The organism is Rhodoferax sp. MLSD5-FHT05B10 (assembly GCF_058793415.1).
Genome location: NZ_JBXAFT010000001.1, coordinates 169,670 through 182,065, shown reverse-complemented (window position 1 = coordinate 182,065; position 12,396 = coordinate 169,670). Strand labels below are relative to the sequence as shown.

The 12,396-nt window shown below is 65.4% G+C and carries 10 protein-coding genes and 1 riboswitch; of the genes, 3 read left to right on the top strand and 7 right to left on the bottom strand.

Annotated elements, in window-relative coordinates; genetic code table 11:
• Window positions 1-17 precede the first annotated feature (17 nt).
• A complete protein-coding gene (locus AC1Q5W_RS00835) occupies window positions 18-1,868 on the bottom strand; it encodes a TonB-dependent receptor domain-containing protein (protein WP_492703998.1) in 1,851 nt (616 codons plus the stop codon).
• Between the two features lie 71 nt (window positions 1,869-1,939).
• Window positions 1,940-2,174, bottom strand: a riboswitch (cobalamin riboswitch).
• Between the two features lie 37 nt (window positions 2,175-2,211).
• Between AC1Q5W_RS00835 and AC1Q5W_RS00830 the strand changes: the two genes are divergently transcribed.
• From AC1Q5W_RS00830 to AC1Q5W_RS00820, 3 genes are all read left to right on the top strand, one after another.
• The gene (locus tag AC1Q5W_RS00830) at window positions 2,212-2,436 is read left to right on the top strand and encodes a cell division protein ZapB (protein ID WP_492645829.1); all 225 of its coding nucleotides are present in this window, start codon (window positions 2,212-2,214) and stop codon (window positions 2,434-2,436) included.
• Window positions 2,433-2,762 (top strand): cell division protein ZapA, encoded by a 330-nt coding sequence (locus AC1Q5W_RS00825; protein WP_492645828.1) that lies wholly within the window; start codon window positions 2,433-2,435, stop codon window positions 2,760-2,762. The genes AC1Q5W_RS00830 and AC1Q5W_RS00825 overlap by 4 nt, the downstream gene beginning before the upstream one ends.
• 236 nt (window positions 2,763-2,998) lie before the next feature.
• Window positions 2,999-3,811 (top strand): sulfite exporter TauE/SafE family protein, encoded by an 813-nt coding sequence (locus AC1Q5W_RS00820; RefSeq protein WP_492645827.1) that lies wholly within the window; start codon window positions 2,999-3,001, stop codon window positions 3,809-3,811.
• Here AC1Q5W_RS00820 and AC1Q5W_RS00815 read toward each other — a convergent pair.
• From AC1Q5W_RS00815 to phaC, 6 genes are all read right to left on the bottom strand, one after another.
• Window positions 3,808-6,225, bottom strand: a complete 2,418-nt coding sequence (locus AC1Q5W_RS00815) for a putative bifunctional diguanylate cyclase/phosphodiesterase (RefSeq protein ID WP_492645826.1) — start codon at window positions 6,223-6,225, stop codon at window positions 3,808-3,810. The genes AC1Q5W_RS00820 and AC1Q5W_RS00815 overlap by 4 nt on opposite strands.
• The gene (locus AC1Q5W_RS00810; RefSeq protein WP_492645825.1) at window positions 6,222-7,511 is read right to left on the bottom strand and encodes a cyclic di-GMP phosphodiesterase; all 1,290 of its coding nucleotides are present in this window, start codon (window positions 7,509-7,511) and stop codon (window positions 6,222-6,224) included. Before AC1Q5W_RS00810 ends, AC1Q5W_RS00815 begins: the two co-directional genes overlap by 4 nt.
• A gap of 75 nt (window positions 7,512-7,586) precedes the next feature.
• The gene (locus tag AC1Q5W_RS00805; RefSeq protein WP_492645824.1) at window positions 7,587-8,543 is read right to left on the bottom strand and encodes a 1-phosphofructokinase family hexose kinase; all 957 of its coding nucleotides are present in this window, start codon (window positions 8,541-8,543) and stop codon (window positions 7,587-7,589) included.
• 32 nt (window positions 8,544-8,575) lie between these two features.
• Window positions 8,576-9,313 carry an acetoacetyl-CoA reductase gene (gene phbB / locus AC1Q5W_RS00800; RefSeq protein ID WP_492645823.1) on the bottom strand — a complete coding sequence of 246 codons (738 nt, stop codon included), beginning with the start codon at window positions 9,311-9,313 and terminating at the stop codon, window positions 8,576-8,578.
• A gap of 84 nt (window positions 9,314-9,397) precedes the next feature.
• Window positions 9,398-10,576, bottom strand: coding sequence for an acetyl-CoA C-acetyltransferase (locus AC1Q5W_RS00795; RefSeq protein ID WP_492645822.1), 1,179 nt, complete (start codon window positions 10,574-10,576; stop codon window positions 9,398-9,400).
• A 33-nt stretch (window positions 10,577-10,609) separates the two neighbouring features.
• Window positions 10,610-12,271, bottom strand: a complete 1,662-nt coding sequence (gene phaC, locus AC1Q5W_RS00790; protein WP_492646185.1) for a class I poly(R)-hydroxyalkanoic acid synthase — start codon at window positions 12,269-12,271, stop codon at window positions 10,610-10,612.
• Between the last annotated feature and the right edge of the window lie 125 nt (window positions 12,272-12,396).

Genomic DNA, 12,396 nt, shown 5'->3' with positions numbered 1-12,396 from the left:
CAATCCGGGTGCGGGGCTCAGGGCGCCCACTTCAGGTTCACATACAGGCTGCGGCCCGGAGTGACATAGGTGTTGGCGAGTTGGTACACCGCATCGTTGGCATTGTCCACGCGCAGCAGCAAGGTCCAGTCGTGGGCCAGACGTTTCTGCGCCGAGAGGTTGAGAATGGCATAGGCCGGCAAAACCGTGGTGTTGGCCGCGTCGTCATAGCGCAAAGCCGACAACTCCATATCCGCACCGACCGTCCAGTTGCCGAGGCGGGTGTCCACGCCAACCACCGCATGGTGGGTGGCGCGGCGGGCCAGCAGCTTGCCGGTGATGCTATCACGGGGGTCCTGCAGGTCCAGTGAGCCGTGCCACTGGTACGCCCCCAGCGTGTGCTCGGCCGCAAAGGTCACGCCCCGGTACTGGGCCTCGGCCGTATTGGCATAGCAGCCCCGGGACAGCAGTGGCACCGAAGCCTGGCCGTTGGCACAGCTGCCGTTGCCCGACACGTAGGTGATCAGATTGCTCACCCGGTTGAGGTAGGTGGTGACGGAAAACAGGCTGTTTCCCTGGGCGTAGCGCACGCCAAGCTCCACGTTGCGGCTGCTCTCGGGTTGCAGATCCGGCGTGCCGTAGGTGCTGAAGCGCTGGAACAGGGTCGGTGCGCGGAATGCCGTTCCGACCGAAGCCGTGGCCCGCCACTGGGGCGTCAGGGCCAGCCCCCAGGCCGCACTGCCGGTGTTTTGCGCGCCGAACTCGCTGTCCTGGTCTTGCCGCACATTGAGTTGCACCGTGTGCAGGGAGCCGCGCCAGCCATATCCCAGGGCCAGCGCATTCTGGGAGCGGCTGGTATCCCGGGGTGCCGTGCTGGCATTGTTCAGGTTGTCCTCGCGCCGCTCCAGTGCGCCCGTGAGCAGGTGATTGCCCTGGCGGTATTCGTTCTGGAACAGGTAGCCCCGCAGCCGGGTGGTGGACAGGTAGACGCTGGGCGTTGTCTGGTAGCGGTCCAGCGTATCCGTCACGCTCACGGTGGTGCTGTAGGCATCGCTCCAGCGCCCTTTCCAGTTCAAGCCCGTGGTTTGCAACAGATGCAGACTCAGGTCGTCCTTGGTGGGCGAGCTGTCGTACTGCGACGTCAGGTCGCTGTACAGCAGCGTACCCTCCAGATGGTGCTGGGGACTTACATTGAGCCCGACCCGCAGGTTGCCCGACTGGTTGCGGTAGCCGTCGTCATCGGGGTTGGCAGTTGCCGTCGAGCGCGAGTTGTACCCACGGCTGCTTTCGGCGGCAGCACCCAGTGCGTAGTCCCACTCGCTGGTGGCGCCACTGAACCCCATGTTCAGGGAGCTCGTGCCATAGGTGCCGGCCCCCACTGCCACAAAGGGCGAGAAAGCGCCTTCGCCCTTGCGGGTGAAGATCTGGATCACCCCGCCCAGCGAGTCCGAGCCATACACCGCTGCGGCGGGGCCGCGCAGTACTTCGATGCGGTCGATCTGCGCCAGCGGCAGGCCTTCCCAGCTGGCTCCGCCCGTCGATTGCGAATCCACTCGCACGCCATCGACGTACACCGCCGTGAACCGCGTTTCGGCACCGCGAAGGTAGATGCTGGTGGTGCCACCGATTCCGCCATTGCGGACCATCTCGACGCCCGGCAGGCGACGCAGCACATCCCCCACGCCGGACACGCCACTGCGCTCGATGGCATCACGGTCCACGATGGTGACATCGGCCACCAGGTCACTCAACGGCTGCGCGACCCGGGTCGCGGTAACCACCACCTCTTTCAGCATCACAGGAGATGCCACTTGCGCCTGCGCGGAAAACCACGCAGACAAAACTACGGTAACGGCGTATGAACGCACGCGGACTGGACACAATTTCATGGAAAAAAACCCGACTGGAAACTCTCCCTGGCTTCCCCGCCTGGGCATGAGCACTACAGCGGTGCGCACAGCGCACCTCCACCTCGTTGGCCGGTATCCGGGCTGGTGGAGCAACTCCCATCGCCTTCCCAAGCGCGTGTTCAAAACGCTCAGTGGCTGTGATGGGAGCGAAATCGCGGGGATTCGTCCACTTACCGTTGCGGGGGCAGCGCAGGTTAGGTTGGCTGGCGACAGCGTCTCCCTCCTGCTTCCCGTTGAACTGCGGTGTGTGAACCACACCGCGAGCACCAACCCGCGCATTTTACGCCGCTCTGGCTTGCGCAAACCCTACAATGCGCAATCTATGGCGAATCCGACCCACATCGACCAAATTGCCGAGCGCGTTGAGCGCCTGCTGGTGCGCTACGACGAACTGCAGCGCACCAACGCCCTGCTCACCCGCCAGGTGGAAGCCCTGACGCAGGAGCGTGACACCCTCAAATCGCGCCTGGGCGCGGCCCGTGCACGGGTCGACGCCTTGCTGGACAAACTGCCCGAAGCGGCCGCAACGCCCAAAGACACACCATGAAACAGCTTGAAGTTCAAATCATGGGACAGAGCTACCTGCTGGGCTGTCCCGAGGGCGGCGAAGCCCGCCTGCTCGAAGCCGTGGAACGCGTGGACACCGCCATGTGCAAGATTCGCGACGCCGGCAAGGTGCGCGCGCGCGACCGCATCGCGGTGCTGGCGGCGCTGAATCTGGCTTTCGACGTGGCCGACCAGCCACCCGCACCGGCAGCACCCGCCGCCGAGGCCGCCCCCGCCAGCGTGCCGACCGGCGACGCCAACGGACAGCTGCTCTCCCTGATGGAGCGGCTGGACCTGGCCCTGGGCGAAGACGGCCGCCTGCTGTAACGCACACCGCGCACCCACACGCCGCGGGCCGTTGCGCCTACAATCGGCAGTGTCTGCGGTGCATGCCGGGCTTTATATTTCCTTGAACCAATGCTCATTGAGCCCGGGCTTGGAACATTGCCCTGCTAGCGTGATCATCTCGCGTCAGATGAACCCAAAGCTGGTGCTGACCTCGCCCACCTGAACCCCCGGTTCAGGATGCCGGTCCGGTGGCATTCGCAGACACCTTATTCCCCATGCCCACCCCCCTCCTGATCGTCGAATTGGCCGCACTCGGCCTGGTCACCGGTTTTCTGGCGGGCTTGCTGGGCGTTGGCGGCGGCATGCTGATTGGTCCATTCATGACCCTCATTCTGTCGGCGCAGGGCGTCTCAGCCGACCTGGCAGTCAAGATGGCCATTGCAACCTCCATGGCCACCATCATGTTCACCTCGGTTTCCAGCGTGCGCGCCCACCACCAGCGCGGCGCCGTGCGCTGGAACATCGTCAAGGGGCTTGCCCCGGGCATCGTACTGGGGGGCGCCATCGCCGGGGCGGGTGTTTTCGCGCTGCTCAAGGGCACCACGCTCGCCATCGTCTTCGCCCTCTTTGTCAGTTTCTCCGCCACCCAGATGTTCCTGGACCGCAAACCCAGGCCCGGGCGGCAGATGCCGGGCACGGCCGGGCAACTGGCAACGGGCAGCCTCATCGGTTTCCTGTCGGGCCTGGTGGGCGCGGGCGGCGGCTTCATCAGCGTGCCGTTCATGGTGGCGCACAACGTTGCCATCGTCAACGCGGTGGCGACCAGTGCGGCGCTGGGTTTTCCGATTGCGCTGGCCAACACCGTAGGTTATGTGGTCAGCGGCACGGCCGTTGCAGGCCTGCCTAGCGGCGCGCTGGGCTATGTCTGGCTGCCGGGCCTGGTCGTCATTGCCAGTTGCAGCGTGCTCACGGCGCCGCTGGGCGCCCGCACCGCGCACCGCCTGCCGGTGGCCCAGCTCAAGCGGGTGTTTGCCGTGCTGCTGTACAGCCTGGCCGCCTACATGCTGTGGAAGGGCCTGCGCGGCTAGTACGTGCTGTCCGGCACGAGGGCGCTGGAGAGCAGCGCCTCAAACTCCGGCGCCGGCAGACCCGGTGCGCACAGGAAGCCCTGGTACGAGTCGCAGGACAGACCCTGCAGGTAATCGTGCTGCGCGGCGGTTTCCACCCCTTCGGCCACCACTTTGAGCTTGAGGGCGCGCGCCATGGCCACAATGGCCTCCACAATGGCGCGGTCGCTCTCGTCCTGCGGCAGACCCATCACGAAGGTGCGGTCGATCTTGAGCTTGGAAATCGGGAAGCGCTTGAGGTACGCCAGGCTGGAGTAGCCCGTGCCGAAGTCGTCAATGGCCAGACTCACCCCCAGTGCCGCCAGGGCATGCAGGCGGGCCAGCGCCTCGTTGGCGTCCTTGAGCAGGATCGACTCCGTGAGTTCGAGTTCCAGCAGGGCCGGATTCAGGCCAGCGCTGCGAATGGCCAGGTCCACACCGGCGACAAAGTCGGTCTGCTGAAACTGCAGGGCCGACACGTTGACCGAAACCACCACCGGCTGCCCGGCCTGCTGCCAGCGGGCCGCCTGGCGCACCGCCTCGCCCATGACCCAGTTGCCAATGGGAATGATGAAACCCGACTCCTCTGCCAACGGAATGAAGACACCGGGCGGCACCTGGCCCAGCTCGGCATCGTTCCAGCGCAGCAGCGCCTCGGCACCCTGCAGCCGCCCATCGGACAGCGACACCTGGGGCTGGTAGTGCAGCCTGAACAGCCCCTGCTCCAGGCCCAGGCGCATGGCATGGTCCATCTTCATGCGCGAGAACAGGTCCACGTTCATCTGGGGCTGGTAGAACCGGAAATTGCCACGGCCGCGATCCTTCACGCGGTACATGGCGGTGTCGGCGCACTGGATGAGGTCGTCGGGCGTGTTGCCGTCTTCGGGGCCCATCGCCACCCCGATGCTGCACCCCAGCGAGAAGGTCATGGTCTCGATCTGGAACGGCTGGGCCATCGCCTGCAGAATGCGCCTTGCCACCACCTCGGCGCCCAGCGCATCGGCATCCGGCAGGTAGCCGACAAACTCGTCACCGCCCAGGCGGCACAGCGTGTCCACCTCCCGCAGGCTGGATTTGATGCGTTCGGCCACCTCCACCAGCACCCGGTCGCCAAAGGCATGGCCCAGCGAATCATTGATCTGCTTGAAACGGTCCAGGTCAATGAAGAGAACGGCAAATGTGCCACCGTTGCGCAACGCCATGCGCAGGGCGCAGGCCATCTGCTGGCCCAGCATCAGCCGGTTGGGCAGACCCGTGAGTGCGTCGGTGTAGGCCAGGGTTTCGATGCGTTTCTGTGCCTCCAAGCGCTCGGTGAGATCCTTGAAGAACGCCACCGTGTGCTGCACGTCGCCCAGCTCGTCGCGCAGGGCCACCCAGGACAGCTCCACGGCGCAGGGCCGCTCGTTCACCATGCGCCAGACCTCGCCCGACCACAGACCGTTGATGGCCAGCCCCAGCTCCACCTGGTTGAAGAAGTCGGGTTGCTGTGGGTCATGGAACAGCGTGCGGGCCGAGCTGCCCACCAGCTGTGCCTGCGGGCAACCCGTCAACCGTTCACAGTGCGGATTGACCTGCACGATCTCGAACGCCGCGTTGGTGATGAACACGGCGTCCGGGCTGAAATCAAACACCTTGGCGGCCAATCGCAAACGCGTCTGGTCTTCCACCTGCCGGGTGATGTCGCGGAAGGAGTACACCCGCCCCAGGGCGCGGCCCCGGCCATACTGCGGCAGGGTGACGCGCTCCAGCACGCGGCCAGACCGCAACTGCAGGACATCGGTGGCCTCCAGCAGCAGTTCCCCGTTGATCTGGTGCAGGCGCTTCTGGTACGCCACGGGATCCTGCACGCAGGCTGCCAGGTGCGCATGCAGCGCCCGGTGGTCACCGGACTCCAGAACGGCCGGCGGAATGTCCCACAACTGCGCGAAGTGCCGGTTGAAGTTGCGCACGGCACCCGTCAGGTCGGTCACCAGAATGCCGTCCCCCGTGGACTCCAGCGTGGCCCGCAACTCCGCCAGGCGCAGCTCCAGCTCGCTTTCGGTGCGCTGCTGGGGCCGCAGATCGCGCAAGCCCACCAGGAATACCGGCTCCTGCGGGTTCAGCCATACCCGGCTCACCCGGCGCTCCACGGGCACCGCAACCCCGTCGGCACATCGCAGCAGGGTATGGGACTGGATGAAATCCGTCAGCCCCGCCGCCACGTCTTCCCAGAAATACAAATCCTCGGGCGTAGCGGTCAACTCGATGGCGGGCTTGCCCACCAGATCGCTGCTGGCCATTCCCACCAGCGTGGAGGCCACCTGGTTGACCGCCAGGATACGCAAGCTTTGGGGGTCAACCACCCAGACGGCCTCCAGCATGCCGTCGAGCAGGTTGGTCCACCCAAAGGCGGTCATGCGTGGGTCTCTCGCATATGCGAGTCCACCGAGCGTTCAAAGAAGTAGGAAATGCGCTGGCGTGGCGCAAGGTACTCCAGCGCCGCGTTGGGCAGGCTCGTCGGCTTGACGCTGCGGCGGATGCTGACATGGGGGGTGCTCTCCATGTCCAGGATCAGCGCCTCGTGGCTGGGAACGGCCGGCTCGTGCACGATGACGCGGGGCTTGAGGGGCCGCGCCGAGTTGACCGATACCACCAGGGCATACCGGTCATCGAGCAGCTGCACCACCGACCCGGGGGGATAGACCCCCATCATGCGGATGAACGCACTCAGGGTGGCTGCGTCATAACGGGACTTGAGCTGCGCAAAGATGAGCGCCAGCGCCTCGTGCGGCGTCATGGCCACGCTGGGACGACTGGGGTTGCACAGGTTGTCGTAGCGGTTCACCAGCGCCAGGATACGGGCGCCCGCAGTCATGCCCGCGCCCTCAATCTGGCAGGGAAAGCCACTGCCGTCCACCAGCTCGTGGTGCTGCGCCATGGCCAGCAGGGCACCCCGGGCCAGGTCCATGGTTTCGCCCATCTGCACGCCCTGCTCCACATGCTCCTGGTAGCGCCTGTAGTCCGCCGCGGCGGGCGTTTCCCCCAGCCAGCGCACGTGTTCGGGCAAATGCACCTTGCCGATGTCATGCAGGAAGGCCGCCATGCCCAGGTCGACCAGATCGCTCTGGTGCATACCCATGGCGCGCCCCAACAGGAGCGAGAGGACGGTGACGTTGACCGAGTGCATGGACGATTTTTCGCCCGCAGCCTCGCTCAGCAGCCGGATGGCGGATTCGCCGTCGGCCAGCATTTCCTGAACGAAACCGCGCACCATGGCCTGGCACTGGTTGGCCGCCATCTTGGGGTAGGCCTGCACCTGCTTGAGGGTGTTGCGGTACTGGTGCATGGCCTCGCCAAAGCGGCGCTCGCACACGGCCAGGCTGCGCTGCTGGGCGCGCAGCAGCCGGGCACGCTGTTCACGCGCATCGAGTTCCCGCTGCCGTGCGGCCAATGCGGCCTCCACGTCGGCGGCGTCCTGGGGCGACTTGGTGTCCACGGGAATCAGCGAATCGGGGTCGCTTTTCCCCATGTAGTGCCGCACCTGCCCCAGGCCGAGTCCGGCAATGATGGCGAGCTGGCGCTCCGAGGTGATCCGGAAACTGCCGGTGGGAAAGGGATGCGCCATCCACCCCACGCCCAGGTCCACGAACATGCCGACCCGCAACTGGGCCACGTCAATCAACTCGAACGCTTCACTCTTCATATACCGCTTACCAACGAACCCAGACACCAGGCCACTCTGCGGTTGCCTTTGTTATTCAAACCCACCGTTTCCGCGCTAGATAGCATACCCGGACACAATCTGCTGGCATTGAACCTGCGCGACAAGCCGGTGCACGTCGTCCGCAGCGCACAGGCCGGTTCCCGAACTCATCAGCGCGGCGCTGGCGCAGGCCACACCGTAGCGAAACGCCTGCACCACATCCTGGCCGGCTGCCAGCGCCCAGACCATGCCGGCAACAAAGCTGTCCCCAGCCCCCACGGCACTGACCACGGTCACGGGCAGGGGCGGCGCAAACACGCATTCGCCGGCCGTGACGAGCAGGGCCCCCTGTTCGCCCAGCGAAACCACCACCACTTCGGCGCGGCCCGCCCGTATCCAGTCCTGCGCCGCATGCTGCAATTCACCCATGGTGCCCAGCGTGCGTCCGGTGAGGTCGCGGATTTCCCGCAGGCTGGGCTTGACCAGGAAAACCCCCTGCTCCAGCGCCTTGGCCAGCGCCGGACCGGATGTATCCACCACCAGCCGTGCGCCCGCGGCCCGCGCCCACTGGCCCAGGCGGGCATAAAAATCGTCCGGCACGCCAGGCGGCAGACTGCCGCTACCCACCACGAAGCCGGGTACAGGGTGCAGGGCCGCCACACGGTCCAGACAGGCCTGCCACTCGGGCGCCGACAGGGTAGGCCCTGGCAACACAAACCGGTACTCCTGCGCACTGCTGCTTTCCGCCACCGTGAAGCTCTCGCGGGTGTGCCCGGCAATGGGCACCGGCAGACCGGACACGCCCTCCTCGCCCAGCAGCGTCGCCAGCATCTGGCCGGTTGAGCCTCCCAGGGTGTAGAGCGCGGACACCCGGGCCCCCAGGCGATGCAGCACGCGTGCCACATTCACCCCACCGCCCCCCGGGTGCCGCTGCACCTGCTGGCAGCGCAGCTTGTGGGCCGGGCGCACCTGCGCGGTGCTGGCCGACACGTCCAGCGCCGGGTTGATGGTGACTGTCAGGATTTCAGCCATGGGGCAATGGGACGCAGTACCGGCCAGGTCCGTCAGCCCATGTGCAAGCCGCCGTTGACCGAGAAATCCGCGCCGGTGGAGTAACCCCCTTCGTTGGATGCCAGCCAGGCAATGATGGAAGCAATCTCGCTGGGCTCGCCCAGGCGCTTGACGGGCACGGTCGCCACGATCTTGGCCAGCACGTCTTCCCGGATGGCCTTGACCATGTCCGTGCCGATGTAGCCGGGGCTGACGGTGTTGACCGTCACGCCCTTGGAGGCCAGCTCCTGCGCCAGCGCCATGGTAAAGCCGTGCATGCCAGCCTTGGCCGCCGAATAGTTGGTTTGTCCGGCCTGGCCCTTTTCGCCGTTGACCGATGAAATGTTGATGATGCGGCCCCAGCCTTTTTCCACCATGTCCGCCACCACCTGCTTGGTGACGTTGAACATGCTGTTGAGGTTGGTCTCGATCACGGCGTCCCAGTCTTCGCGGGACATTTTCAGGAACATGCGGTCGCGGGTAATGCCGGCGTTGTTCACCAGCACGTCAATGGTCCCGTGCTCGGCCTTGGTCTTGGTGAACGCCTCGACGGTGGAATCCCAGTTGCCCACATTGCCCACCGAGGCGTAGAAGGTGTATCCCAATGCCGCCTGCTCGGCGATCCATTTGCCGTGGTCACGGGTCGGGCCGCAGCCAGCCACCACCTTGAATCCCTCCTTGAACAGGCGCTGGCAAATGGCGGTACCGATGCCACCCATGCCACCGGTCACGTAGGCTACTTTTTGACTCATGTTTGACTCCTCGTTGTTTTCTTGCTTGAAACCTCGCGGGGCGAACCGCCCTGCGGCACCGCCCCGCCCCTCCATGTTTGGCGCTCAGCGCTCGATCGTCAGGGCCACGCCCATGCCACCGCCGATGCACAGGCTGGCAATCCCCTTCTTCGCATCGCGACGCTGCATTTCGTGCAGCAGGGTGACCAGAATGCGGCAACCGGACGCGCCAATCGGGTGGCCAATGGCAATGGCGCCGCCATTGACGTTGACCTTGCTGGTGTCCCAGCCCATCGCGTTGTTCACGGCGCAGGCCTGGGCGGCAAAGGCCTCGTTGATTTCCAGCAGGTCCAGGTCCTGGGCCTTCCAGCCGGCACGGGCCAGCGCCTTTTGCGACGCCGGCACCGGGCCCATGCCCATCAGCGCCGGGTCCAGTCCGCTGGTGGCAAAGCTGGCAATGCGTCCCATGGGCGTCAGGCCCAGGGCGGCAGCCTTCTTGGCCGTCATCACCATCACGGCAGCCGCGCCGTCATTGATGCCGGAGGCGTTGCCCGCCGTCACCGCACCGGCCTTGTCAAACGCCGGGCGCAGGCCTGCCAGCGCCTCGGCTGTGGACTTGCGGTTGAGGTACTCGTCGGCCGCAAACACCAGCGGGTCGCCCTTCTTCTGCGCAATGCTGAACGGCACGATCTCGTCCTTGAACTTGCCGGCGTCCTGTGCGGCGGCCGCCTTCTGCTGGCTGGCCAGCGCCAGGGCATCCTGCATCTCGCGGGTGATGCCGTACTTCTTGGCCACGTTCTCGGCAGTGATGCCCATGTGGTACTGGTTGTAGACGTCCCACAGGCCATCGACAATCATGGAGTCAACCATCTTCCAGTCGCCCATGCGCTGGCCGTCGCGCGAGCCCAGCAGCACATGCGGGCTGGCGCTCATGTTTTCCTGACCGCCGGCAATCACGATCTCGCTGTCACCGTAGGCGACCGCCTGCGCGGCCAGCATGACGGATTTGAGACCGGAGCCGCACACGGCGTTGATGGTCAGCGCCGGCGTCTCCTGCGGCAGCCCGCTCTTGATCAGGGACTGGCGGGCCGGGTTCTGGCCCACGCCCGCGGCCAGCACCTGGCCCAGAATCACTTCACCCACCTGTTCGGGGGCCAGGCCGGTGCGTTCCAGCAGGCTCTTGATGACGGCAGCGCCCAGGTCAGTGGCCGGGGTCTTGGCCAGGGTGCCACCGAACTTGCCCACGGCGGTACGGGCGGCTGAAACGATAACGATGTCTTCCATGCTTCTCTCCAGGGATGCGATAACTAAAAGGGCTCAGGCGCGGACCTTGACATAGCTGCCAGGTGCCGGCTGCAAAGCCTTGTATTTTCCCTTACCGTAGGTCTTGGGTGCCGCGACCTGCTTGCCGGCATGGCTCTTGAGCCAATGTGCCCAATCCGTCCACCAGCTGCCGGGGTGCTCCACAGCCCCGTCCAGCCAGGCGGCATGGGTTTTGGGGAATTTGCCGTCGCTGCGAATCCAGTGGCTGCGCTTGTTCTTGGCCGGCGGGTTGATGACCCCGGCAATGTGGCCCGAGGCCCCCATGACAAAGCGTTTCTTGCCCGGCAGTACCTGGGTGGAGGCGTAGGCGCCGCCAATGGGCACGATGTGGTCTTCCCGCGAGCCGTAGATGTAGACGGGGATGTCCACCCGGCCCAGGTCGATCTTCTGCCCGCACACGGTGGCGGCGCCGGGCTTGACCAGGTTGTTTTCCAGGTAGGTGTTGCGCAGGTACCAGGCGTACCAGGGGCCGGGCAGGTTGGTGCTGTCGGAGTTCCAGTACAGCAGGTCAAACGGGGGGGGTGTTTCGCCCTTGAGGTAGTTGCCCACCACGTAGTTCCACACCAGGTCGTTGGGCCGCAGGAAGCTGAAGGTGGAAGCCAGGTCCTTGCCCTTCATGAGGCCTCCGTGGCCCATTTCCTTCTCGCGGTACTGCACGAAGGCTTCATCGATGAAGACATCCAGGACACCGGTGTCGGAAAAGTCCAGGAACGACGTCAGCAGGGTGGCGCTGGCCACCGGCTGCTCGCCCCGTGCCGCGAGCACGGCCAGTGCCGTGCCCAGCATGGTGCCGCCCACGCAGAAGCCCAGGGCATTGATGGCCGGGGCGCCGCTGATCTCGCGCACCACGGAAATAGCCTTGATGACCGCGTGCTCAATGTAGTCGTCCCAGGTGGCCTGCGCCAGCGAGGCATCCGGGTTGCGCCAGCTCACCACGAAGGTGCGGTGGCCCTGCTCCACGGCGTAGCGCACCAGCGAGTTCTCAGGCTGCAGGTCCAGGATGTAGAACTTGTTGATGCACGGCGGCACCAGCAGGAAGGGCTTCTCGTAGACCTTGGCAGTAAGCGGCTTGTATTCGATGAGCTGGAAGTACGGGTTTTCAAACACCACCGCCCCTTCGGTGGTGGCCACGTTGCGGCCTACCTCGAACAGGCTCTCGTCGGTCATGGAGACATGGCCCTGGCGCAGGTCGTGCACCAAGTTGTGCAGGCCCTTGGCAATGCTTTCGCCCTGGGTCTCCACGGCCAGCTTCTGTGCCTCGGCGTTGAAGGCCAGGAAGTTGCTGGGGGCGGCAGCCGCCATCCACTGCTCCACGGCAAAACGGATGCGGTTGCGGGTCTTGGGGTCGGTTTCCACGGCGTCGACCAGCCCCATCAGGGTGCGGGCGTTGAGCAGGTACACGGCCGCGGAAAAGGCTGCCAGGGGGTTGCTGTTCCAGGCCGCGTCGGCAAAGCGCCGGTCCGAACCCGGCACCGGTGCGGCAAACCCCTGGCTGAACAGGCCGAACGCGTCCTGCAGGTACTGCTGCTGCAGAGCCTGCAGCTTGTCCGGCGCAAAGCGGATCTCGGGAGGTTTGCAACCCGACGCCGCGGAGCCCGCGCCCCCCAGGTCTATGGCCTGAAACGACTGCAGGGCGTGGGCCCAGCTGTCCGTCATGGATTGCTGGAACTGATGGGCCGCCTGGGTCCAGAAATCGGAAGCGTTCTGCGTCACAACGTTACCCTTTAATAGAACACATCTTGCAACGTAGTATGTCAGGATAAGTCCTTCGATATCCTGAC